General features: G+C 52.2%; 26 protein-coding genes. 18 read left to right on the top strand and 8 right to left on the bottom strand.

All coding sequences use genetic code 11. The features are described from left to right. Positions 1-22: 22 nt before the first annotated feature. Positions 23-856: a C40 family peptidase gene (locus K2F33_RS03190; RefSeq protein WP_076176121.1), complete on the top strand. Its 834-nt coding sequence runs from the start codon at positions 23-25 to the stop codon at positions 854-856. Between the two features lie 176 nt (positions 857-1032). Here K2F33_RS03190 and K2F33_RS03185 read toward each other — a convergent pair whose 3' ends face one another. Then, positions 1033-1419 carry a hypothetical protein gene (locus K2F33_RS03185; RefSeq protein ID WP_163883003.1) on the bottom strand — a complete coding sequence of 129 codons (387 nt, stop codon included), beginning with the start codon at positions 1417-1419 and terminating at the stop codon, positions 1033-1035. Positions 1420-1668: 249 nt separating this feature from the next. Between K2F33_RS03185 and K2F33_RS03180 the strand changes: the two genes are divergently transcribed. After that, positions 1669-2241, top strand: a complete 573-nt coding sequence (locus K2F33_RS03180) for a hypothetical protein (protein ID WP_212986090.1) — start codon at positions 1669-1671, stop codon at positions 2239-2241. Between the two features lie 136 nt (positions 2242-2377). Here K2F33_RS03180 and K2F33_RS03175 read toward each other — a convergent pair whose 3' ends face one another. Next, a complete protein-coding gene (locus K2F33_RS03175) occupies positions 2378-2542 on the bottom strand; it encodes a DUF1328 domain-containing protein (RefSeq protein ID WP_076176112.1) in 165 nt (54 codons plus the stop codon). A 245-nt stretch (positions 2543-2787) separates the two neighbouring features. Here K2F33_RS03175 and K2F33_RS03170 point away from each other — a divergent pair, with 245 nt between their 5' ends. The 11 genes from K2F33_RS03170 (at position 2788) to K2F33_RS03120 (ending at position 14747) form a co-directional block, all read left to right on the top strand. Continuing rightward, positions 2788-3291 carry a DUF948 domain-containing protein gene (locus K2F33_RS03170; protein WP_076176265.1) on the top strand — a complete coding sequence of 168 codons (504 nt, stop codon included), beginning with the start codon at positions 2788-2790 and terminating at the stop codon, positions 3289-3291. Positions 3292-3339: 48 nt separating this feature from the next. After that, on the top strand, positions 3340-3852 hold the full coding sequence (locus tag K2F33_RS03165) for a hypothetical protein (RefSeq protein WP_263880979.1): 513 nt from the start codon (positions 3340-3342) through the stop codon (positions 3850-3852). A gap of 92 nt (positions 3853-3944) precedes the next feature. After that, entirely contained in the window at positions 3945-4289 is a 345-nt protein-coding gene (locus K2F33_RS03160) for a YflT domain-containing protein (protein ID WP_076176109.1), read from the top strand. 214 nt (positions 4290-4503) lie between these two features. Beyond that, positions 4504-5673: a PP2C family protein-serine/threonine phosphatase gene (locus K2F33_RS03155; protein ID WP_263880978.1), complete on the top strand. Its 1170-nt coding sequence runs from the start codon at positions 4504-4506 to the stop codon at positions 5671-5673. After that, positions 5670-9329: a response regulator gene (locus K2F33_RS03150; RefSeq protein ID WP_263880977.1), complete on the top strand. Its 3660-nt coding sequence runs from the start codon at positions 5670-5672 to the stop codon at positions 9327-9329. The genes K2F33_RS03155 and K2F33_RS03150 overlap by 4 nt, the downstream gene beginning before the upstream one ends. Positions 9330-9402: 73 nt before the next feature. Next, the gene (locus K2F33_RS03145; protein ID WP_076176101.1) at positions 9403-10263 is read left to right on the top strand and encodes a CheR family methyltransferase; all 861 of its coding nucleotides are present in this window, start codon (positions 9403-9405) and stop codon (positions 10261-10263) included. 17 nt (positions 10264-10280) lie between these two features. Beyond that, the gene (locus tag K2F33_RS03140; protein WP_263880976.1) at positions 10281-11957 is read left to right on the top strand and encodes a response regulator; all 1677 of its coding nucleotides are present in this window, start codon (positions 10281-10283) and stop codon (positions 11955-11957) included. A 112-nt stretch (positions 11958-12069) separates the two neighbouring features. Beyond that, positions 12070-12408: an STAS domain-containing protein gene (locus K2F33_RS03135; protein ID WP_076176095.1), complete on the top strand. Its 339-nt coding sequence runs from the start codon at positions 12070-12072 to the stop codon at positions 12406-12408. Between the two features lie 18 nt (positions 12409-12426). Further along, positions 12427-12879: an anti-sigma B factor RsbW gene (rsbW, locus tag K2F33_RS03130; RefSeq protein ID WP_076176092.1), complete on the top strand. Its 453-nt coding sequence runs from the start codon at positions 12427-12429 to the stop codon at positions 12877-12879. Further along, positions 12876-13646: a sigma-70 family RNA polymerase sigma factor gene (locus K2F33_RS03125; RefSeq protein WP_076176089.1), complete on the top strand. Its 771-nt coding sequence runs from the start codon at positions 12876-12878 to the stop codon at positions 13644-13646. The genes rsbW and K2F33_RS03125 overlap by 4 nt, the downstream gene beginning before the upstream one ends. Before the next feature lie 132 nt (positions 13647-13778). Continuing rightward, positions 13779-14747 (top strand): magnesium transporter CorA family protein, encoded by a 969-nt coding sequence (locus K2F33_RS03120; RefSeq protein ID WP_263880973.1) that lies wholly within the window; start codon positions 13779-13781, stop codon positions 14745-14747. 134 nt (positions 14748-14881) lie between these two features. Here the strand turns inward: K2F33_RS03120 and K2F33_RS03115 are convergent, their stop codons facing one another. Continuing rightward, on the bottom strand, positions 14882-15235 hold the full coding sequence (locus K2F33_RS03115; protein WP_263880972.1) for a DoxX family protein: 354 nt from the start codon (positions 15233-15235) through the stop codon (positions 14882-14884). A 149-nt stretch (positions 15236-15384) separates the two neighbouring features. Here K2F33_RS03115 and K2F33_RS03110 point away from each other — a divergent pair, with 149 nt between their 5' ends. Beyond that, positions 15385-15726 (top strand): winged helix-turn-helix transcriptional regulator, encoded by a 342-nt coding sequence (locus K2F33_RS03110; RefSeq protein ID WP_263880971.1) that lies wholly within the window; start codon positions 15385-15387, stop codon positions 15724-15726. Positions 15727-16157: 431 nt separating this feature from the next. On the opposite strand, the gene K2F33_RS03105 is transcribed toward K2F33_RS03110, so the two are convergent. The 4 genes from K2F33_RS03105 to K2F33_RS03090 all read right to left on the bottom strand — a co-directional run bounded on the left by K2F33_RS03105 (position 16158) and on the right by K2F33_RS03090 (position 17767). Continuing rightward, positions 16158-16463, bottom strand: coding sequence for a helix-turn-helix domain-containing protein (locus K2F33_RS03105; RefSeq protein WP_208629396.1), 306 nt, complete (start codon positions 16461-16463; stop codon positions 16158-16160). Positions 16464-16601: 138 nt separating this feature from the next. After that, a complete protein-coding gene (locus K2F33_RS03100; protein WP_076176078.1) occupies positions 16602-16928 on the bottom strand; it encodes a DUF5665 domain-containing protein in 327 nt (108 codons plus the stop codon). Between the two features lie 102 nt (positions 16929-17030). Beyond that, the gene (locus K2F33_RS03095) at positions 17031-17471 is read right to left on the bottom strand and encodes a YtxH domain-containing protein (RefSeq protein ID WP_089549860.1); all 441 of its coding nucleotides are present in this window, start codon (positions 17469-17471) and stop codon (positions 17031-17033) included. A gap of 38 nt (positions 17472-17509) precedes the next feature. Continuing rightward, positions 17510-17767 carry a GlsB/YeaQ/YmgE family stress response membrane protein gene (locus K2F33_RS03090; RefSeq protein WP_076176073.1) on the bottom strand — a complete coding sequence of 86 codons (258 nt, stop codon included), beginning with the start codon at positions 17765-17767 and terminating at the stop codon, positions 17510-17512. A 335-nt stretch (positions 17768-18102) separates the two neighbouring features. On the opposite strand from K2F33_RS03090, the gene K2F33_RS03085 reads away from it, so the two are divergent. Then, positions 18103-19110: an asparaginase gene (locus K2F33_RS03085; RefSeq protein ID WP_089549861.1), complete on the top strand. Its 1008-nt coding sequence runs from the start codon at positions 18103-18105 to the stop codon at positions 19108-19110. Between the two features lie 209 nt (positions 19111-19319). Then, a complete protein-coding gene (locus K2F33_RS03080; RefSeq protein ID WP_263880970.1) occupies positions 19320-20054 on the top strand; it encodes a pirin family protein in 735 nt (244 codons plus the stop codon). A 98-nt stretch (positions 20055-20152) separates the two neighbouring features. Here the strand turns inward: K2F33_RS03080 and K2F33_RS03075 are convergent, their stop codons facing one another. After that, the gene (locus tag K2F33_RS03075; protein WP_076176065.1) at positions 20153-20377 is read right to left on the bottom strand and encodes a DUF1128 domain-containing protein; all 225 of its coding nucleotides are present in this window, start codon (positions 20375-20377) and stop codon (positions 20153-20155) included. A 173-nt stretch (positions 20378-20550) separates the two neighbouring features. Between K2F33_RS03075 and yyaC the strand changes: the two genes are divergently transcribed. Then, positions 20551-21129, top strand: coding sequence for a spore protease YyaC (gene yyaC, locus K2F33_RS03070; protein ID WP_116234421.1), 579 nt, complete (start codon positions 20551-20553; stop codon positions 21127-21129). A 92-nt stretch (positions 21130-21221) separates the two neighbouring features. After that, the gene (locus K2F33_RS03065) at positions 21222-22016 is read left to right on the top strand and encodes an alpha/beta fold hydrolase (protein WP_076176060.1); all 795 of its coding nucleotides are present in this window, start codon (positions 21222-21224) and stop codon (positions 22014-22016) included. The last annotated feature ends 170 nt before the right edge of the window (positions 22017-22186 follow it).

Raw genomic sequence — 22186 nt, 5'->3', positions numbered from 1 at the left:
AGACATCTCAAGGAGGAATGAAATGATTAACATCAAGAAAAGCTTACTCGGATGCCTGCTATTATCCGCTGCCATTTCTGCAGCCGTCATCATCCCGACCGGACATGAGGCTCAAGCGGCATCGGCATCCAGCCAGGTTCAGGCACAGGGCCAGGTCGGTGTTATCCAGGCCTCGGTGAATCTTCGGGACAAGCCTTCCCTGTCCAGCAACGTGCTCGGTTATGTGAAAAAAGGAGAGACCGTGCAGATTTTGGAGAAAAGCACGGCTTATTATTATAAAGTGAAAACTTCGTCGGGCAAGGTTGGCTACGTCAGCACCCGCGAAAAATACATAGCCGTTAAGGGCACCGGTTCGGCATCCCAGCCAAGTACCGGATCCTCTGAAGCGGCACCACCCGTCTCCGCGGAAAATACGAATGCCATGATCGAAAAGGTGATCCAGACCGGCATGAAGTATCTGGGAACCCCTTACGAGTTTGGTTCCAACCGGAATACGACGACCACGTTCGACTGTTCGGATTTTACCCGCCAAATCTTCAAAGAGGCTGCTGGCGTTGTGCTTCCGGCAGATTCCAGACAGCAGGGCTCCTGGGTGAAGGAAAACAGCGGAGCTGTATACAGCACGGACCAGCTGAAGCGGGGAGATCTCGTGTTCTTTATGAGTTACCGCGGATCCAGCGCTTCCGCCTATCAAGGCGTTGATAAGTCCAGCCAGCGGATTACCCATGTGGCGGTGTATCTGGGCGACGGCAAGCTGCTGCATACCTACTCCAATCAAGCCGGCGGCGTTACGGTATCGGATTTCAGCAACTCTTGGAAGCTGAGATTTCTGTATGGAGGCAGCGTTCTGAAATAAAGGTCGCGTAAATGCAAAGGACCGGAGAATTCTCCGGTCCTTTGTTGTCCCCCGCAAAGGTTTCGCTGTGCGGGAGGTTTGATGATATTCTATGTAGAAGGAACTAAATGACGCCGACACCCGTTAGTAAAACTCCTTAGTTCTTTCTAGTACTGGCATGTTGCTTTTTGGATGTCTTATTTTACGAGAATCCAGGCCGTTCCGAGCCACGTGTACACTTCCACCCACTCGCCGAGGAGCGATCCAACGCGGTTGCCCGTAGTGTCAACGACTTGCGGAGCAAGGACGCTTGCGACTTTACCGCCGGGCTCAAAGTAGAACGGTGTATTTACCGTCAGGATGAGAGGCACCGTAGGATTCGTTACTTCTTCTCCTGCCGAGATGATCGGCTCAGGTACCAGCTTGGTAGGTTCGGCAACGGTCTCCGACGAGCCTGTGGCCGAAGTCGTGGTGGACGGAGTGCTGTTCGTTGTAGACGTTGTGGATGCGCTGTCCGCGAACGCTGCGGTTCCCATGGAAGCCATTAATCCGAGTGCTGCTGCAATAGTGATGATTTTTTTCATAGACTGTGTTCCTCCTTGGAATAGTATGCTTCTACACTATCCAAATAACCCTCTTAAAGACAAATGAACCAAGTTATCTAGTATCGTAGAAAAAAAGATTGTTTTAGTTTACCATAAATATGGTAGAAGCGTCAGGGTGGATGGTACCAAATATCCCGGCTGCCTGCTTTTGAAGTAGGCCAAAAATAAAACTTTAGAAATGCGCCGAATGGTGGAGTGAACTTGCTTTTCGGCAGAAAGGGGGCGGACATGCGCCTAGGGAAGTTTTTGTTTCGGTTCATTATAACGATCATCATCTTGGTCATTATCGCCGCCGGCGTGCTGATCTGGTACATCGCTCCGGACCGCAAGCTGAATTTGAATTATACGGATCTGAATATCCAGGATAAAGCGATGCAGATGCTGAAGACGAAGAAACCGGAAATTACGCTGAACAACGAAGAGTTGAACGAGCTGGCTAAGAAAGAGCTCATCAAGCACATGGGTGATATGCCCCCGCAGGTTACCGTTACCGGAGCCGAGTTCCAGTTCCATGGGCAGGAGGTTACGGCGGATATTAACGGCAAGTGGGAGTTTATCCCTTTTGGTGCTGAGCTGACCTTCACGATGGATGCCGACGGCAGCGTCATTGTGCTGAAGCATGAATCCACGAGGATCAAGTCGATCCGCGTCCCGGCGGAGACCTGGGGGCTAGGCACCCTTTCCGTGCCGCTCAAGGAGCACTTGCCGGACATCCTTAGAGTGGACGATGTTCAGTTCTTGGATGACGGCGTTAAGCTGACGTTCAAGCTGAACTGGCTGGATCTGCCGTCGCTCTTTTAATGAAACAAAAGATTGCGGGCATTAAAAAAACCAAGCGCCTTCTATCCGAAGGACCGCTTGGTTTTTTTGCTCATTCTAACCTTTTTCTTATCTCTTTTGGCTTGTTCGTCTTCTCGTATCAGCTGCCCTTATACCGTTAAGGCGTTCGGCTGCGGCCGGTAAACAGGGAGATGATAAAGAGAACCAGGAAAATGAAGAACAGTACCTTGGCAATCGTAGCCGCCGCAGATACGATTCCGAAGAATCCGAAGATTCCGGCGACGATCGCAATAATTAAGAAAATAATCGACCATTTCAACATCTTGCTCACCTTTCTTTCCTGTAGAGTTTGGGCGATAAATGACTGGACATACGCCGATAAACCAGCGGGTCCCGTTCACCCTCGTAGTCATACTTAACCGGGCCCAAGGGGAATGAAACAAGCCCTGACTTTGGTAAAAAACGGCGCTGTTTCGTCATTTGGGCGATAGGGTAACTAACGCTTAAGTGAGCCTTACAGGAAGCATGGAAGGCATCTTGAAGAGACAAGAAAGAGAGGTTATGCACATGATTATGTCGCTCAGTGTCGCGTTAATCGCGGTCGCTTTTGCGGTTCTGGTCGTTTATCTCATTAAAACGCTGCTGGCCGCAAAGAGTTCGCTCGAGAAGACGACGCAAACTCTGCAGGAGGTTCAGCAGACGATCGACGAACTCAGCTATGAGATCAAGCAAATCGTCCGGCACGCCAACGATATTACGGCGGATGTCGAGCATAAGATGAAACAGATTGATCCGGTCATGAATTCGGTGAAAAATTTGGGTGAAGTGCTCAGCGAGTTAACCCTGGCTGCGAAACAGGCTTCCACAACCTTGATTCACAAGTTTAAGCAGCCCAAGCACCAGGTAGAATCCCGTCCGCGGCACATGCTTGCCTCCGCGTCGACGCCGGAGGAGCGCACGTTTGAGTCCTATTCGGCTGTATATGAAACGGGAGCAAAGGCCAAGCCTGCGGCTAACGTGGTGAAGTGGATCGACACCGCCGCGACGGTCTGGCAAAGACTGCGCCGGTAGGACCTATGGCTCAGGCTGGATCCATTGACAACAGAAAGGATGAGAATCATGTTGAAAATGATTACGCTGCTGCTTGGAATGCTGTCACCCTTGTCCTTCGTGTCCGCTGCCCAGCCTGACCCGGGCCATACGGCGAATGTCCAGGCTGTCCGGCAGACCGTTCAGCAAACCTCTGATCGCTTTACCGCGTTTGATACGATGAACGGGGTTTCCCTGAACGATACCAAGCAGGAGGTCCTCGCTCACAAGGGCAAGCCGCTGAAAGTGACGCCCGATCCGTTCACGGGCTGCTCGGCTTACGTCTACCAGGATGCGGCGGTCGTGCTCTGCGACGGCATCGTGGACTACGTTCATGTGGGAGCGGCTGCAGGGAAGATGCAAATCAACGGTTCCTGGATCCCTTTGAGCAAATACCGGGTTACCGGTGCTTTAGGGCAGCCGCAGTTCCGTGCGGAGGATGGTGACGTCTACCTTCGCGGACACCATGCCGTCAAGGTTTACACGGATCCGGAAACGGGAAGGCTCGCGGGAGTTGACTTTTTTGACCAAGCGAGTGAATAACCTGCCGTTTCCTGGAAACGGCGTTTCAACTAAACCCGCAGAGGTTAATTAGAACATGTACGGGATCAACAAAGAATAGGAGAGTGAGAACGATGAATTCATCAACCAATACCAAATCATTTGCGAAAGTTGTGGAAAACGGCGTCCAAGCGGTGGAAGAAGTCAATCAGCTGCGCAGCGCCGGTTATGTGTACGATGATATTTTCGTACTGGCCCATGACGGCGACCGGACCGACCGGATTGCGGACACGGCAGGGGCAAGTGAAGTTGGCATTAAAGAAGAAGGCATGTTTGATGCTCTTGCTAATCTGTTCCGTTCACGCGGAGATGAGCTCCGGGCCAAAATTACGTCGCTGGGCTTCACAGAGGCTGAGGCTCAATTTTATGAAAAGGAACTGGATCTGGGCAAGGTGCTGGTAGTTGCCAAAAAGGCATGAGGCCGGTATTTCCCGCATACAGAGCATGTCAAAAACATAGATAAGGAATGGGATAACGCTTCCCATTCCTTATCTATGTTTTTGGAACAAGTGGGATATCATGCCCCAAGTTCCAACGACTGATAGACCTTAGATGCTGAAATATTCACACGGTATGGTATATAGTATATAAATAGAGATTTCAACAATTTCATAGGATCGTAAGGAGAGGGTTATGAGAATATTAATTGTTGATGACAATCCGACTAACGTCATAATCATCCGGGAGATTTTAAAGAAAGAAAACTACCGGGATATCGATAAAGCCTCATCGGCAAGAGAAATGTTTGAAATTTTGGGAGCGGAAGGCTATGCCAAAGAGGGTCAGCCGAAGGCGTCCGATTTTGACTTGATTTTGCTCGATATGATGATGCCTGAAATGGATGGGATCGAGGCCTGTCAGGTGATCCAGAAAAACGAGCATCTCAAGGATATTCCGATCATCATGGTCACGGCGGTGGGAGATTCCAAAAAGTTAGCCGAGGCGCTGGATGCCGGAGCGGTCGACTATGTGACCAAACCGATCAACAAAGTGGAGCTGATGGCCCGGATCCGCCTGGCACTCCGTCTCAAACATGAGAAGGACTGGCATAAGGAGCGCGATCAGCGGATTCAGGAGGAGCTGAGATTGGCTGCGCTTGTTCAGAACGCGGTGCTGAGTCCCGCTATTGAGGACGAGCTGTTTGAGGTCCACGCCATTTATCAGCCTTCCGCCGAGCTTGCCGGTGATCTGTATGCCTGGTATTCCCTCGGCAACGGCCGTTACGGTGTCATTCTTTTGGATATGATGGGCCATGGCATCTCGTCGTCCCTGTTTACGATGTTCATCGCGTCGGTCCTGAAGGATACGGTAACGACCTATGTGGAGCCGGAGAAAGTGATCCAGGAGCTGAACCGCCGGTTCAACCAGCTTCACATCGAAAATCAGCTTGTCCAATATTATTTTACGGCGATTTATTTAGTTGTTGATACCTCGATGAAACGGATTGACTACGTCAACGCCGGGCATCCCCCGGCTTTATTTTTCCAACAGAACGGAGACATGCTGCTGCTTGACCAGGCATGCTGTCCGGTCGGCCTATTCGACAAGATGGACATCGATCCGCAGACCTTGTCTTACGAAGGGGAAGGCCATATTGCGCTGTACACCGACGGTTTGCTGGAGCTGGTCAAGGGCGATCATGACGAACAAATCGACTTTTTGGTCAGCCACCTGAAGCATTCGCATGAATGGAATGAAGAGAAGATGTACCAGGCATTTTTTGAAGACAACGGAACCCAGGAGCGGGAAGACGATAAATGTCTCGTCTGGATTTCGTTAAAAGAGGGAGCGAATGAAGAATGAAACTGAAGACTAAGCTGGTGATCGGCTTCGGTTCGCTCATGCTCATTTTGATTGCTTTGACGGTGGTCGGCTACGACCGCATGAATTATATGAACAAGCAAATGGATCGTATCTATGAGGACCGGTATTTGAAAGTGCGGTATTCCAGCGGGGTCCGGAGCGAAGTGAACGATATGTCCAGGTTCGTAATGAGCATGATGCTGAATCACAGCGTGGCGACAGATAACAGCAATTCCCAGATCAACGATATGATCGCCAAGGGCGAAAAAAATTTGCAGAAGCTGAATGCAACCACCACCTCTCCTGAGGAAAAACAAATGCTGAACCGCGTTCAGAAGGCGTGGTCGGATTACAAGGAATATATCAATAAGCAGTCCACCTTGTTATCCAAAGGGATGATAGAGGAGGCCAACACCTATCGAAATGAGAGCGGAACCCCGATCCAGCAGGAAGCGATAGACAGCATCAACGCACTGGCCGAATACCAGGACCTGCTGGTCGATCAGCAGATCAGTAATGCCAAAACGGCCTACAACCGGTCCGTTCAAATCACGACCGCCATTATGATTGCCGGTCTGCTGCTTGGACTTGCCGTTATCCTGTGGGTCATCTCCACCATCACAAGGGGACTCGGCGTCGTGAACATGATGATCAACAGCTTTGCCAAAGGCCGGATCCAGGCCATCCGCCGGATTAAGGTGACCTCAAGAGATGAAATCGGCCAGGTGGCCCATGTGTTCAAGGAGATCGCCGAAGACCTGGAAGAGAAGCAGGAGCTGGAGCAGAACTACCTCCAGGCCCAGAAGGACCAGAACTGGCTTAATTCCAATGCGAGCCGGGTTACCGAGCTTCTTCGCGGCATCAATTCCAGCCAGCAGGTGTCTCAAATGTTCATCAGCGAGTTTACGCCGGTGCTGGGCGCCGCTTACGGAGCTATTTATATTCAGGACGATGATAAAAATCCGAATATGCTGTCTCTTAGCGGAACATACGCCGGCCAGGGAGAACGCTCGCCGAGAGGCAGAGTTGAAATCGGAGAAGGGCTGGTCGGGCAGAGCGCTTTGGACCGCAAGCCGATTATCACCGAGCTGCCGGAAGACTACCTGTCAGTGGACTCGGCTTTTGGTTCGGCAAAGCCGGCTCATCTGCTGATCTATCCGGTCGTGTTTGAAGACGAGCTGCTCGGCGTCGTTGAAATGGCGTCGTTCGAACCGTTCAGCGAGCTGGCCAGACAGCTCTTGTCCCAACTCACCGTGAGTCTGGGCGTCATTATTAATAACATTAACCGCCGGGTTCGCGTCGAGGAGCTTCTGCGTGAATCGCAGGCGCTGACCGAGGAGCTGCAGTGCCAATCCGAGGAGCTGCAAACCCAGCAGGAGGAGCTGCGCCGCTCCAACGAAAATCTGGAAGAGCAGACCGAAGCGCTCAAGCGCTCCGAGGATTTGCTGCAGCGCCAGCAGGAGGAGCTCGAGCATTACAATACCGAGCTGATCGGCAAGACGCGTGCGCTGGAAGAGCAGATGCAGCAGCTTGAAGAGAAGAACATCGAGGTTGAAGATGCGAAGGCCAGACTGGAGCAGCAGGCGATGCAGCTGGCGGTGACCAGCAAATACAAGTCGGAGTTCCTGGCGAATATGTCCCACGAGCTCCGCACGCCGCTCAACAGTCTGCTGATCCTGTCGCAGCTCCTGTCCGAGAATAAGGAAGGAAACCTGAGCGATAAGCAGAAGGAATACGCTCATACGATCTACATGTCGGGCGCCGATCTGCTCAAGATGATCGACGAAATTCTGGATTTGTCCAAAGTCGATGCCGGCAAAATGGAGATCAACTCCGAAACCGTGCCGATCGAGGAATGGCAGAGCTTCGTCAACCAGAATTTCAAGCCGCTGGCCAATTCGAAGCAGGTTGCGCTCCACGTTCACGTGGACAACGATGTGCCGGATTCCGTCGTTACCGACGGACACCGGGTCAAGCAGATCCTGCGCAACCTGTTGTCCAATGCCTTTAAATTCACCAGCCAGGGTTCGGTCGTGTTCACGGTCCGCCGGGCGGATCCGGAAGCCCTGCCGGCTTATCTGGACCGGAACAAGGAATATATCGCGGCGGCCGTCAAGGATACGGGCATCGGCATACCGAAAGATAAGACCGACCTGATCTTTGAGGCGTTCCAGCAGGTGGACGGTACGACCAGCCGCAAGTATGGCGGTACCGGACTTGGTCTTTCCATCAGCCGTGAGCTGTCCCGCCTGCTTGGCGGGGGCATCGAAGTCGAATCGGTCGAAGGGCATGGCAGCTGCTTTACGCTGTATCTGCCGGTCACGGAGGAGAAGCCGGAGGCGTCTTCTTCCGCTCAGGACGAGGCTGCCGTTTCCAGCGAGCTGATGCTGCCCAAGCCGGCGCAGAACATGATGGATGAAGAGGAATCCGCCATCAACGCGGCGGAGCCTCTGGAAGACGACCGCGAGCGGATTGCCGATAAAGATAAGGTACTGCTCATCATTGAGGATGACATCAAATTTGCCCGTATTCTGATGGATATGGCGCGGGGGAGAGGCTTTAAGGCCCTCGTGGCGATGCAGGGCGATATCGGCCTCGATATGGCGAAGACTTACCTGCCGGATGCGATCATCCTGGACATCCAGCTTCCGGTCATGGATGGCTGGGCGATCCTGGGCGAGCTGAAAGGGGATTCGGCAACCCGTCATATCCCGGTTCACATCATTTCGGTATCGGATGAAGTGAAGCAAGGGCTGAAAATGGGGGCTATCGCCTACTTGAAGAAGCCTTCGACCAAAGCGTCCCTGGAGCATGCCTTCTCACATATTGAGTCGTATACCGAGCAGTCGCTGAAGCATCTCCTCATCGTTGAGGACGATGACATCCAGCGCCGTTCGATTATTGAGCTTATCGATCACGATGACGTGGCCATCACCGCTGTGTCCACCGGCAAGGAGGCGCTCAGCGAGCTGCGGAAGAAACGCTACGACAGCATGGTGCTCGATTTGATGCTGAGCGATATGACCGGCTTCGAGCTGCTGGATCAGATCCAGCAGGACGAGAACCTGGGCTACCTTCCGATCATTGTGTACACCGGCAAAGATCTCGACAGCAAGGAAGAAATGCGCCTGCGCCAATACACCGAGTCCATTATTATCAAGGACGTAAAATCGCCTGAGCGCCTTCTGGACGAAACTACCTTGTTCCTGCACCGGGTGGAAGCCAATCTGCCTGAGGACAAGCGTCAAATTTTGCAGAAGCTTCATAACAGGGAAGCGCTGTTTGAAGGGAAGAAAATCCTCCTCGTCGACGACGATATCCGGAACGTCTTTGCGCTATCGAGCGTCCTGGAGAATTATGGCATGGAGGTGACCTTCGCCGAGAACGGACGCGAGGCGATCGATATCCTGACCGGAGGCCAGCCGTTCGATTTGGTGCTGATGGATATGATGATGCCGGAGATGGACGGCTATGAGGCGATGCGGCAGATTCGCCAGATACCTCAGTTCCATAAGCTTCCGATTATTGCCTTGACCGCCAAGGCGATGAAAGAAGACCGCTCCAAGTGTATCGAGGCCGGTGCTTCCGATTACGTGAAGAAGCCGATCCAAACGGAACAGTTATTATCCTTGATGAGGGTTTGGTTGTATTCGTAAGGGCAATAACGGGGTAATAGGTAATAGCATTACATTTTCATCATTGAAGCAAACGTAAGCAGGAGGAAAGAGAATGGATTTGGGGCATACAGATCAGGACATCCCCGTAAAGGATGAGACGGAACGGGAAGATATCGAGCTTGAGCTTCTTCTGGAAGGCATTCACCGTTTATATGGTTACGATTTCCGCAATTATGCGATTCCGTCGCTCCGGCGCCGGATATGGCATTTTATACGCGCGGAAAGTTTAAGCAATATTTCCCAGCTGCAGGAGAAGGTGCTGCATCACCGGCCTGTTTTTGAGCGGCTGGTTCATAATCTGTCGATTCCCGTCACAGAGATGTTTCGCGATCCGAACCTCTTTCTGACTTTTCGAAAAAAGATCGTCCCCCTGCTGAGAACCTATCCGTATATCCGCATCTGGCATGCAGGCTGCTCCACCGGAGAAGAGGTCTACTCCATGGCGATTCTGCTGCATGAAGAGGGACTTCTGGACAAGGCGAGGATTTACGCCACGGATATGAACGACCGTTCCCTGGAGCAGGCGAAGCAGGGGATCTTCGGGATTGAGAAAATGAAGTTGTATACGAAAAATTACATTGAGGCGGGCGGAACCCGTTCCTTTTCCGAGTATTATACCGCTAAGTATAACTCGGTGATTTTCCAGCCCTTTCTAAGCAAAAATATGATCTTTGCGGAGCATAATCTGGCAACGGACCGCTCCTTCAACGAGTTTAACGTTATATTTTGCCGTAATGTGATGATCTACTTTAACGACACGCTCAGGGATCATGTCCACGGCCTGTTTTATGAAAGCTTAAGCCGTTTCGGAATTTTGGTTCTTGGAGCAAAAGAGTCGATACAGTTTACGGAATACAGTGATTCTTACGAACCGCTGGATCGTGTGGAGAAAATCTACAGGAAGATTAACTAGAGAAGTGGGAGGATTCCATGGGGTCTCAAGAACCGATTCATATTCTGCTGGTTGATGACCGTCCGGAGAACTTACTCGCCCTTGAAGCAGTGCTGGAGAGTGAGCAATATAATCTTGTGAAGGCTACCTCCGGTGAGGAAGCGCTCCGGTGCCTGCTGAAGGATGAGTTTGCTGTGATCATACTGGATGTTCAAATGCCAGGTATGGACGGGATTGAAACAGCCAAATTGATCAAGGCAAGGGATAAAACGAAGGACATTCCGATCATCTTCATTTCCGCGAACAGTAAAGAAGCCGAGCATTTATTCGCAGGTTATTCAGCCGGTGCGATTGATTATATGGTGAAGCCGTTTATCCCGCAAATCCTGAAGTCCAAGATTGAAGGCTTTGTGGAAATGTACTTGACCAACAAAAAGCATAAAACCCAGTCCATGCTGCTGCAGCAAAAAACGCAGGAGCTGGAAAAAGCCAATCAGGAGCTCATTAAAGCCAAAGAGGCAGCTGAAATCGCGGCCAAGGCCAAAACTGAATTTTTGGCGATGATGAGCCATGAAATCCGCACGCCGATGAACGGCGTGATCGGTATGGTGGATCTGCTGATGGAAACCGAGCTTAAGGAAGAGCAGCTGGAATATACGGAGATCATCCGCAAGAGCGCCGACGCACTGGTCACGGTGATCAACGACATCCTCGATTTTACCAAGATGGAATCCGGGAAAATGGAGATGGAGGAGCATCCGTTTGAGCTGCAAAACTGCATCAAGGAAGTATTCAGCCTCTTTTCTATGGAAGCAGGGAAAAAGGACCTGGAGCTGGTGTACTTTATCGATGAAGCCATCCCGCCCATCATTTACGGGGATATGGCCCGCCTGCGTCAGGTGCTGATCAATCTGATCTCCAATGCGGTGAAGTTTACGCATCAGGGCGGAGTTTATCTGATGGTGTCACTACGGGAAAGAGCCGAAGACGGCAGCCTCATGATCGAATTTGCGGTAAAGGATACCGGTATCGGCATTACGCCGGATAAGCAAAACCGCTTGTTCCAGCCGTTCTCCCAGCTGGATTCTTCGATGACCCGGAAATACGGTGGCACGGGGCTGGGACTGGCCATCTGCAAATCGCTCGTTGAAATGATGGGCGGCAGCATTAACGTGGAATCGACCGAGGAGAAGGGCGCCACATTTATCTTTACGATCCGGACGAGCGAGCCTGAATCGGATGACGGCATGATGGGCATGGGCGACGACCTGCTTGTTTCCCTGCCGTCTGCAAAAGACGAAGAACCGCTGATCCTCGTGGTAGACGACCATCCGGTCAACCAGAAGCTGATGGTGAGCATGCTGGGCAAGCTGGGATTGAGAGCAGAAGTGGCCGAGGACGGGCGGCAGGCGGTGGATAAAATCCGCGCCAATCCGGTGTACCGGCTGATCTTCATGGATTTGCAAATGCCGGTCATGGACGGTCTGGAGGCCACGGCCCTCATCCGCGAGATGCAGCCTCAGGGATACCGGCCGGTTATCATCGCCATGACCGCCAATGTGATGGAAGGCATCCGAAGCCGGTGCAGGGAAGCCGGGATGGACGATTATATCAGCAAGCCGGTCAATATGAAATCGGTGAAGGAGATTCTGATGAAGCATCCCGTGCCTGCACAAAGCAAAGGCTTGCAGACCTCCGATGCCAACTCCATGTGACGGGGTCCAATTATTGCCAGGCATAAGCTTGCGTACAAGCTGATTCAAACAGGGGAGTTTAGGGTTAACTGTTCTTATACAAGAAAAACAAAAAATTCGGGAGAGAATGTCTATGAATACGAATAAGAACGAAAAATTCAATGCAACGACAGAACGCCATGAAGGTTCCTGCACGGTCTACTTGAGCGGGGAACTGGATTTATCGGTGGCGCCCGACTTCAGGCTTGTCATGGAACCGCTTGTTGGGGATTCCGAGATCGATCTAGTGATTAACTTGAAGGATCTGAAATATATCGATAGCACAGGGATCGGCATTCTATTGTCCATATTGAAGGCCAGACATGGGATGGATGCCCGTTTTGTCGTGGAAGAGGTTCCTTCCCAAATCCAAAGGCTGTTTGACATGACGGGTATTGCGAAGTTTTTTGCCGCCAGTAGGAATTCCCAATAGGAAAGGATCGAAGACAGTATGAATGCTGAAGTTCAAAAAGTCGTGATAACATTACCGGCCAATGCTGATTTTGTAGATATCGTAAGATTGAACTTGTATGGAATCGCATCGAAGATGGGTTTTTCTTATGAGGACATTGAAGATATGAAGGTAGCCGTATCGGAAGCTTGTAACAACTCCGTTTTGTATGCTTATGGTCAGGAAGGCGGCATGGTGGAAGTAACGTTCGAAATCGGCAATGACCAATTGTCCATCAAGGTCAAGGACGACGGGGAGAGCTTTGACCGGATGAACCGTACCGAAAACACCGTGACATTGCATGACAAAGACCTTCATGATGTGGAAATCGGGGGACTCGGCTTCTACTTGATGGAGGCGCTCATGGACGATGTGATGGTAGATAATGAGGCCGGACGCGGCACCCAGGTGGTTATGACCAAACGGCTCATGAGAAGTGAGGAGAAAGTATGAATGATAAGGTGACTCCCCCCGAGTCCATGAGCGAGGCGGTCGGTCTGATCTGGGAATACCAGCAGACGAAAGACAACGATATCGCCACCGTGCTTATCCAAAAATATGAACCGATGGTCAAGATGGCCGCGGGTAAAATCGCCCGTAACCGCCCGGACCTCTATGAGGACTTGTACCAGGTCGGCCAGATGGCTCTGATCCGGCTGCTGCAGCAGTATGACATCAGCTTGGGCATTCCGTTTGAACCGTATGCCATGAAGAGCATGATCGGGCATATGAAAAACTTTTTGCGGGATAAGTCCTGGTATATCCAGGTTCCAAGAAGGATCAAAGAGAAAGGCGCACTCGTCCAGCAGGCTATTGATGAGTTAACCGTCAAGCTGGAGCGCTCGCCGGACGTCCGCGAAATCGCCGAATTCCTGGATCTCTCGGTGGAAGAAACGGTAGAGGTCCTGGCAGGACGCGAATGCTACCACTATGTTTCACTGGACTCTCCGCTGTCCCAGGAAGAAACGGGTGCAACGCTCGGTGAACTGATCAGTTCGGACGTCAACGACTATGATTCGGTGGAAAAACGGATGGACCTCCAGCAGGCGATGAGCCAGCTGAAGGAACAGGAACAGAAAGTGCTGCTGCTTGCCTTCCAGGATGGTGAATCCCAGCGCTCAATCGCCCAGAAGCTGGGGGTTTCCCAGATGAGTGTCTCGCGGATTCAGAAGCGTGCAACAGAAAAGCTGAAAGAAATCATGTCTAATTCATACCAATGACGGACAAGCTTATGTTATGTTTCGACTCAACCGGAAGTTCGTAAGGACACGCCAGTTCTCCCTTGAGAATATACGGCGTGTCCTTTTTGGTGAACAAAGATATGGATGGTGAGATAGAGGAGGCGGGGTCATATGGCGGCTGAGGTTTCAAGCAATATATTATCTTTTGCAGGCCACTGGACATGGCATGATCTGGTGGTGGAGGACTGGTCATCGGAAGACTTCAGGCAGCTGCAGGAGGCATGCCCCCTGATTGAGGAATGGCTGGAAGTCATCCCGAACATCGCACAGAACTATATGTCCGTCCGGTTTCCTAACGGCGTGGATGCCGTCATGTTCGGCACGCTGCCCTATTCGGTCAAAGCGGAAGTGGAGGACAGCGGTCATGTAGACCGGGTTCACTTTTACGTCCAGCGCGACAAGCTGATTACGATCAACCTGGATCAGAATACCCGCGAAATCATGGCTACCGAAGAACGTACGGCCATGCTGCACCAATGCCACAGTGCGGTAGACGGCATGTTCGTGCTGGCCCGGACGATTCTGCACTATTTTCATCTCGGGCTGGATCATTTCGAAGCGAACCTCCGCAAGCTGGAGCATGCGATGGAGATGGATAACCAGCGGTATTTGATGGACAAAATCCTGAACTCGCGGTTTGCTTTGCTGTATTGGAGCAATCTGTTTACGCCGTTTCAGGAGCTGATAGCGGCTGCCAGAGAGGGGTATTTGGACAAGCTGGAGAACAGCCGGCCGTTCATGCAGCTCCTGCACCGGATCGAGCGGATGGACCGGGCGTTCCGCCATTACGAAGATGAGATTGATACACTGATCTCCATCGATGATGCCATTTCGGCGTTCCGCGGCAACGAAATCATGAAGACGCTGACGATCCTGACGGCGATTTTTACTCCGGCCACCGTAGCAGGCGCGATCTGGGGGATGAACTTCGAGAACCTGCCGGGCATCAAGGTGCCATGGGGGTTCGTCGGGATCATGCTGATCACGTTCCTCAGCACCGCCATCATGTACCTTTGGATGCACCGGAAGGGATGGACTGGCGATTTGCTCAAGGTCAAATCCAAAAAATCGAAGATTTAGCATCCCGCCGAATATCAAAAACAGGACTCGAGTTAATCGGTGAATCCCGCACGACGGATAGATCCCCTGCAAGCAAACAAGTGCTGAGTTAGCGCACAGCCGTATGCTAGGAGGGGATCTTTCATTTAACGCCATTACCAGCGGCCGATAACGACTATGATTGCCAGCACCAGAAACACGATATTGATGCCAATCTCTTTATATTCCTTCCGACTCACATGGAAAGCGGCGCCGAGCAGTACAGTCACGGCCAGGCCGAGTGCAGCGATCGGTGTTAATTTTGGTGTAATCCCCGTGGCCAAAGGCAAAATCACCCCGAGAACCCCGGCCAATTCCAACAATCCGATCCCCCAAACGAGCGTTTTAGGTACGTCTCCAACCCACGGCCAGGCCGTTCGCGCTTGTTCATGCTGAAACGCCTTCATCCAACCGGAATATAGGAATCCGGCTCCCAAGATTCCTTGCACAATCCAAAGTACAACGTTCATGTCTTCACTGCTCCTTATCCTGGCTCTGTTTCGTCTTTAACCATGGATATATAATAGGGAGTAAGGGTGGGATGATGGAAGTAGGCACTTTAAATAAACGTAGTATCGAAAAATATACCTTAAACCAATCAAGGGATAGGAGGATGTGCGTGAATACTTATTGTAAGTTTGAAACGGCGCTGGATATTCTGATCGGGAAATGGAAGCCCGTGATTTTGCTCCGTCTGTTGAACCATGGAACGATGCGGTTCAGCGAGCTTCAGAAATCGATCCCGGACATCACGAAGAAAATGCTGACCCAACAGTTAAGGGAACTGGAGTATCACGATATCGTGCATCGTGAGGTCTATAAGGAGATCCCGCCAAGGGTCGAATATTCCATTACAGACTACGGCCAACGCATGACGCCATTGCTCCAGGCGATGAATGATTGGGGAGTCAATCACATTGCTCACCTGACGGAGCTTTATGGGGAAGAGCGGGCAGAGTGACGGGGCATTTTCTGCATGCGGCATCGTTCAAGGGAGCATTTCACGTAACGTAAGCCGGCAGCCGCCGGCTTTGTTTGTTTTGGATTAAGTCAAGAATGATTTATCGAGAGAATGCTATACGATGGTAATCGAATAGAACGAAAACAGGAAACGCCTAAAATGAAACAGCCTTAGTCCGGTGGAGTACCGTACTAAGGCTGCCTGGTTTATTCCTATAGCTGTCTACTTCGATGGGCGGAACACCAGTCCCGACCTTACGCTTGTCATTGCTTAAAGCTTCGTGTTCGCCGTGTTCGCGGCAACCGTCTCTCCGGGAAAGCACTCCATCTCGGTCAAATAGGTCACTTGGGGCTCCAGATCCTTCCTGCGGATCATTTCGATCATCCGGTTAACCGCCAGCTCACGGCTCGCAGGGGCGACGTAAAAGGTGGTCAGCGGCGGCTTGCCGCCTGCTCAATCGTCGCGAGGTCGTACATGTACCTGGGGGCGTCGGGGACGCGTCCGTACATAATAAAGCACAGCTTCGGCGTGACATCCGCCCCGTTGTACCCGAGTTCCCTGGCAGCCTGAAGGAGCCTTTGGCGCGTCTTTTCCGAAATCGTGCTGCCCGGCGCGTTATTGAGAACGAAGGCTGCGGCGGGCCCGGATCTCGAAGCCGGTCTGCGGAGCGCCCTGATCTGCCTGAAGGAGAGGGAGTCGGCTGAGACGAGCGCCTTTCTGGAGATCGAACCGGTCACCCTCGCGATGGACGGAGAACCGGCACCTTCATAACGCCAAAACGGATGACCCGGGATTCCCCGGAACCATCCGTTTCTTTTTAAATGAATCGTCGACTGACGTTCTTCTTATCCCTTAAACGATCATGAAACGATCCGTTACTGCGATTTGTATTGGGTGATGTAGTCCTGCAGGTTGGCAATGTATTGGCCGATCACCGGCATATCGACAAACAAGCTTAAGACGTATCCGAGCAGGCCAAGCACCACAAAGGTTCCAAGAGACAGGCCAAGCCCGCGGGACAAGCCGGCCGTAAAGTTGGTGATCAGCCGCTTCTTGGTGTTTGTATAGTTCTCGATCATATCTTGAAGCTCGGACCGCTCCAGGGAATCGGCAATCTGGTCAAGGCGGTTGTTCAGCCTCTTCACTTCGTGCCTTAGCTCAAAAGGATGTTCATCCACGTCATAAGGATTGGCTTTGCTCATCAGAATCCCTTCCTTCTTCAGCCGGTATTCCGGCTTTAATGATCACGGACCTGTGCACGAAAATAGCCAGCTGGTCAGCTGGCTATCGGGTGAATCGGCAGCTTAGTAAGAAGTCTTATTAAGCTCCCGGCGGATATCGCTGGATGCATCGGCTGATTTGTCCATGACATCCTTCGAAGCGCTTTTGACATCGTCTGCAACGTCGCCGGATGCGCTCTTCATGTCATCCGCCACGTCGGCCGAAGCCTGCTTGACGCTTTCCATAATCGTATTTTTGCTTTCATTGACGGATTTGGCGAGATCGGTCGTCTTGGACGATACCGTTTTGGCCAGATCCGTTGCCTTTTCTGTCACGACAGAGGCCACTTCCTTCGTCTTGTCGGTAACGACGCTCAGCTTGTCGGAGAGATCCCCGCGCAGCTCGCGTCCGGCCTTCGGCGCAAACAGCAGCGCCGCCGCCGCCCCCAGCAAACCTCCGATAAATACGCCCTTGAAGAAGTTGCTTCCGCTTTGAACCGGATATTCCGTCTCTGCTTTATTCATACCAATCACTCCTTAATTTATTATTGGTGTATATCAATTTAGGTGGTACGCGAGAACAAGCGGCTGATCAGGCCAAGGATAAAGACGAAGATCGCCGTCCCGAGAATCGCCGGAATTACGGCGAAGTTACCGATGACAGGACCCCAGTCGCCGAACAGCCAAGCTCCAACCCATGCGCCTACAAAGCCAGCGATCATGGCGCCGATCACGCCTCCCGGCATGTTGTGTCCTGCGATGGCATCACCGATAATCCCGATAATGATGGCCATGACGATACTGATGATAATACCCCACATGACGATCGCCTCCTTTTTATAAGGTTTGATAAAATTCTCTAAATGCGGCATAACCTGCTGTGACATGGTGTCAACGCGTCGATCTTACTTCGTATATAAACGGTGAGAAATGGTGTGAAACAACAGATGTGAAAAAGGAAGATAATCAGCGAAATATGGGGAATGCTTTCGAATACATGGGATATTATTCATGAATCGGCCATTTAAGTGGCTTTACAAATATCGTGGAGTGTCCATCTTTTTTTAAACCGGAAATGAGTCTGTAGGCAATCAACTTTATTATGCTGTGAATAAGTTGTATCATAGGTAGGCAACCAGAAAAGGAGAGAGGCTGTATGGACGCTTTATTGGTGAAAGAGTATCGGGCCGGAATCGTGGAAAGTACCCATTATGGACATATATGTATCGTAAATGATCAAGGCGAGGTGTACGCGTCGGCGGGAGATCCCCATTTTGTCACCTTTACGCGTTCGGCGGCCAAGCCGCTGCAGGCCATTCCCGGGATTCGGGCGGGGATCGCGGATTATTACGGGCTGACTGAAGAGGAAATCGCCATTATGGCCGCTTCCCATTTGGCAGAACCCCGGCATATCGAAGTGCTGGAGAACATTCAGCGGAAAATCGGGGTGGACGAGGAGCAGATGGTGTGTGCGCCGACATATCCTCTAAGTGAAGACAGCAAGGAGCACACCATTCGCGAACAAGGACGCAAGCGGCGTCTGTACCACAATTGTTCCGGAAAGCATTTGGGTGTGCTGGGCTACAGCCGGATGCGGCATAACCCGGAGGAGACCTATGCGGAACCGGATCATCCTGCGCAGCGGGAAATTCTGGATGTGATTGCGATGATGAGCGGCATGGAAACGGAACGGATCGGACTGGGAACGGACGGCTGCGGCTTTCCGGTTTTTGCGCTGCCTTTGTCCGCCATGGCTAACGCTTATGTGAAGCTGGCCTGCCCGGACCTCATTCCGGACGAACCGACGCGGACGGCCGTGAGAACGATCACAGCAGCCATGAACCATTATCCGGCCATGGTCGGCGGAACCCGCCGGGTGGACACGTTTATTTTGCAGGACCCGAACATTGTCGCCAAAGGCGGCTTCAAAGGCGTGTACTGTTTCGGTCTGAAAAAGGAGCGGCTCGGCATCGCCCTGAAAATACTGGACGGATCGGAAGAAGAATGGGGCTGGGTGGTCGAATCCATTCTCGAGCAGATCGGGTATGATAACCGCCGTCTTTTGGAGGGCCTGCGATCCGAATTTACCAAAGACATCTACAATGATGCCGGCCGGAAGGTGGGTCACGCCGAAACCGTATTTACGCTGGAGCGGTCCCGCTAGTGGCAGAGGTGCCTGTCTGGATTGATATATAGAAGTAAATGAATGCTCTTGGAGGAAATCCTTGGCCCCCGCTGCGCGCAGTGAGGGGCTTTTTTCATGCCCAAGCCGTCTTTGGCGGCTAGAACGAGGGTGGGTTGATTAGCCCCTCGAAGTTGGGGGTAAGAATTACATATTCCAATAACAAATGCAGTTCATGGAGGTGGATGGAAATGATTAAAGTAGTGACTTCAGCGGAGCGCCATACGTCGGAGCGGGGATGGATCCACAGCGAATTCAGCTTTTCGTTTGCCGATTATGATGATCCGAGCAATGCGCATTTTGGCTGCTTATTGGCCCATAACGACAATCAGCTAAGTCCGAAACAAGGCTTTAAGAAACATCCTCATCATGATTTGGAAATCGTCAGCTACGTCATCTCCGGCACGCTTGAACATAGTGACGACATGGGAAATCAGGTTCAGCTGCCGGCGGGGACCGTTCAAGCCATGAGCGCAGGGTCCGGTGTGATGCACTCTGAGACCAATCCGTCGGAAGAGGAGCCGGTCCGCTTTCTGCAAATGTGGTTCTTACCGTCCACACCAGGCCATAGGCCCGCATGGAAAGCTCACCATTTTCCGAGGCAGGACAGGCTTAACAAGCTGGTTCCGCTTGTCAGCGGATCGGCGGAAGGGTTGCCGAAGTCCCCGGATGCACTTCACATCCATGCCGACGTGTCCATCTGTTTTCCGATCCTGGAGACCGGGCAGGAATTGGTGTTCCCGCAAAAAGAGGACCGCAGGACGTTTCTGTTCCTGATTTCGGGTCACCTGGAAATCGGCTGCGACGACGGGACATTCCATCTGGAGCCCGGAGACTCGGCCAGGGTAAAAAAATCATGCGATCTTCATATTAAAGGAACAAGCAGCGAAGGAGAGTCTGAATTTGTACTGGTGGATATACCTTAATTGCTGTCCCTTGACGGAAAAGCCCCCGGATGTTCCGGGAATCGACTGATTACAGCGGTTCCGGACATCAGGGGGCTTTCGAAATGTAAAGGGGAGCCTTACGCTTTACGCAGACGTCCCAGCTCAGAGACCAGCGCTTCCACCTCGGAAATACTCAGATTGTCCTTGGACATCACCAGATCGTAGACGTCCTGGATGTCCTCATACCGGTCGACGGAGAACGCCGATGCATTCATGGCTGCGCCGCTGGCCATTCTCAGCTTCGTTTTAATGCCTTCAATCATATACTCTATATTTTCAGGTGTCTTTTGGGATAAATCCATGTCAAGCGCCCATCCTTTCCTGTGCCTAAGCTTGTGTTCTATTGTAGCATGTCTTTACGTCCGTTACTCTGTTTTTTTGTCCCATCCAGAAGCTCCCGTTTTCCAACCGGATCATTTTGCAGTAAAATCATTCTATCGAATGAAGAATGAACGAAGCAGGGAGGAGGCCAGGCATGTCATTTCAAGATCCCCACCATATCCGCGGCACCAAGCGCAGCAAGCAGATGAACGCGCAGGGGCTGACCGCGTTTTTCAGGCAGATTCATGAACGCCATCCGCTGGATAAAATCACTTTTGTGTGTATCGGCACCGACCGGTCCACCGGGGATGCCCTCGGCCCGCTGACGGGAAGCGGACTGGTCCTATACGGCGTCCCGAATGTCATCGGCACGCTGTCCTCTCCTTGCGACGCGCACAATTTGGAATCGGCCATCGCAGAGATACCGGCGGACCATACCGTTGTAGCGGTGGACGCCTGTCTGGGACATCCGGGTTCGGTCGGAAGCTACTTGCTGTCGGACGAGCCGCTGCTCCCCGCCAGATCGGTGGGCCGTATGCTGCCGGCCGTCGGGCATTACAGCGTGGCAGCCGTCGTCAATGTCAACGGGCCGCGGCCGTATTCGACGCTGCAGATGACCTCGCTGTACCAGGTCATGTCGATGGCCGGCCAGATCGCGTCTGCCGCGGCGGAAGGATTCGGACTCAGCGGGGCGGAGGCAGAGGCCCGTTTCAAGTTATGGCCTTTGGCTTAATAATATACATAATTAATATATGCTTCATTTTTGAAAATCTATTACGATCATACCGGCGAAATTCAAGCTGATATAGAAAGAAGGATGTCATCATGGAAAAATTGATTTGTGACGGTCATACCCTTTGTTACACCGATCATGGCCAAGGTGAGCCGATTGTGCTGCTCCACGGCTTCTGCGGAAGCTCCGAATACTGGGATCTTTTAGTTCCGCTGCTGTCGGGCAGCCACCGGTGCATCGCGGTCGATCTGCGCGGCCATGGGCACTCGGACGCCCCGCTCGGCGCCTACTCGCTGGAGCAGATGGCGGATGACGTCCTGAAGCTGCTGGACGAGCTCGACCTGCCGAAGGTGACGCTGCTCGGCCACTCGATGGGCGGGTATGTGACGCTATCCTTCGCACAGCGTTACGCATCGCGGCTGAACGGATTCGGCCTCATCCATTCGACGGGCTATCCGGATACCGAGGAAGGCAAGGAGAAGCGCCTGAAGGCAGTCAGCACGATCCAATCGGAAGGCGTTACTGCATTTATCGACGGGTTGATCCCCGGGCTGTTTGCACCCGATGCAGACCAGACTCATCCTGAGCTCATCCAACGGGCCAAGGAAATCGGTTATTTGACACCGCCGCAGGGAGCGGCTGGGGCCGCCCTCGCCATGCGGGAGCGCCCGGACCGGCGGGACGTTATGTCAGCGACGGTGCTGCCGCTGCTGCTGGTTGCTGGAGAATATGACAGCGTCGCGCCGCCGGAGAAGGTGTTCACGGTGGATAAGCCGAACGTGACCCAAGCCGTGATCCAAGGGGCGGGCCACATGAGTATGATGGAAGCCCCGAAGGAACTGGCGCGGGTCATCCTTCAATTTATGCAGCAGACGAAGAACGCATAATCCGTATGACTCAACCGGAAGCCGGACCCAGGCTTCCGGCTTTTTCTTTTCCCCGGGTCTACTCTATGCCGGCTCCGGTCTGGCTCTTTCCCTTTTTCTGATGAGTCCTGCAAGAACTGGCTTTGGCCTCCCGAATGCCTTACAATCAAAGGGAAGCTGACAAGCTGATC

The sequence above is a fragment of the Paenibacillus sp. PSB04 genome, assembly GCF_025809195.1.
GTDB lineage: Bacteria > Bacillota > Bacilli > Paenibacillales > Paenibacillaceae > Paenibacillus_AQ > Paenibacillus_AQ favisporus.
This window is presented reverse-complemented; position numbering and strand designations above follow the sequence as displayed.

Excerpts from the sequence above, each read along its gene's own strand:
- K2F33_RS03190 (WP_076176121.1), top strand. The coding sequence starts at position 23 with ATGATTAACATCAAGAAAAGCTTACTCGGATGCCTGCTATTATCCGCT.
- K2F33_RS03185 (WP_163883003.1), bottom strand. The coding sequence starts at position 1,419 with ATGAAAAAAATCATCACTATTGCAGCAGCACTCGGATTAATGGCTTCC.
- K2F33_RS03180 (WP_212986090.1), top strand. The coding sequence starts at position 1,669 with ATGCGCCTAGGGAAGTTTTTGTTTCGGTTCATTATAACGATCATCATC.
- K2F33_RS03175 (WP_076176112.1), bottom strand. The coding sequence starts at position 2,542 with ATGTTGAAATGGTCGATTATTTTCTTAATTATTGCGATCGTCGCCGGA.
- K2F33_RS03170 (WP_076176265.1), top strand. The coding sequence starts at position 2,788 with ATGATTATGTCGCTCAGTGTCGCGTTAATCGCGGTCGCTTTTGCGGTT.
- K2F33_RS03165 (WP_263880979.1), top strand. The coding sequence starts at position 3,340 with ATGTTGAAAATGATTACGCTGCTGCTTGGAATGCTGTCACCCTTGTCC.
- K2F33_RS03160 (WP_076176109.1), top strand. The coding sequence starts at position 3,945 with ATGAATTCATCAACCAATACCAAATCATTTGCGAAAGTTGTGGAAAAC.
- K2F33_RS03155 (WP_263880978.1), top strand. The coding sequence starts at position 4,504 with ATGAGAATATTAATTGTTGATGACAATCCGACTAACGTCATAATCATC.
- K2F33_RS03150 (WP_263880977.1), top strand. The coding sequence starts at position 5,670 with ATGAAACTGAAGACTAAGCTGGTGATCGGCTTCGGTTCGCTCATGCTC.
- K2F33_RS03145 (WP_076176101.1), top strand. The coding sequence starts at position 9,403 with ATGGATTTGGGGCATACAGATCAGGACATCCCCGTAAAGGATGAGACG.
- K2F33_RS03140 (WP_263880976.1), top strand. The coding sequence starts at position 10,281 with ATGGGGTCTCAAGAACCGATTCATATTCTGCTGGTTGATGACCGTCCG.
- K2F33_RS03135 (WP_076176095.1), top strand. The coding sequence starts at position 12,070 with ATGAATACGAATAAGAACGAAAAATTCAATGCAACGACAGAACGCCAT.
- rsbW (WP_076176092.1), top strand. The coding sequence starts at position 12,427 with ATGAATGCTGAAGTTCAAAAAGTCGTGATAACATTACCGGCCAATGCT.
- K2F33_RS03125 (WP_076176089.1), top strand. The coding sequence starts at position 12,876 with ATGAATGATAAGGTGACTCCCCCCGAGTCCATGAGCGAGGCGGTCGGT.
- K2F33_RS03120 (WP_263880973.1), top strand. The coding sequence starts at position 13,779 with ATGGCGGCTGAGGTTTCAAGCAATATATTATCTTTTGCAGGCCACTGG.
- K2F33_RS03115 (WP_263880972.1), bottom strand. The coding sequence starts at position 15,235 with ATGAACGTTGTACTTTGGATTGTGCAAGGAATCTTGGGAGCCGGATTC.
- K2F33_RS03100 (WP_076176078.1), bottom strand. The coding sequence starts at position 16,928 with ATGAGCAAAGCCAATCCTTATGACGTGGATGAACATCCTTTTGAGCTA.
- K2F33_RS03095 (WP_089549860.1), bottom strand. The coding sequence starts at position 17,471 with ATGAATAAAGCAGAGACGGAATATCCGGTTCAAAGCGGAAGCAACTTC.
- K2F33_RS03090 (WP_076176073.1), bottom strand. The coding sequence starts at position 17,767 with ATGTGGGGTATTATCATCAGTATCGTCATGGCCATCATTATCGGGATT.
- K2F33_RS03085 (WP_089549861.1), top strand. The coding sequence starts at position 18,103 with ATGGACGCTTTATTGGTGAAAGAGTATCGGGCCGGAATCGTGGAAAGT.
- K2F33_RS03080 (WP_263880970.1), top strand. The coding sequence starts at position 19,320 with ATGATTAAAGTAGTGACTTCAGCGGAGCGCCATACGTCGGAGCGGGGA.
- K2F33_RS03075 (WP_076176065.1), bottom strand. The coding sequence starts at position 20,377 with ATGGATTTATCCCAAAAGACACCTGAAAATATAGAGTATATGATTGAA.
- yyaC (WP_116234421.1), top strand. The coding sequence starts at position 20,551 with ATGTCATTTCAAGATCCCCACCATATCCGCGGCACCAAGCGCAGCAAG.
- K2F33_RS03065 (WP_076176060.1), top strand. The coding sequence starts at position 21,222 with ATGGAAAAATTGATTTGTGACGGTCATACCCTTTGTTACACCGATCAT.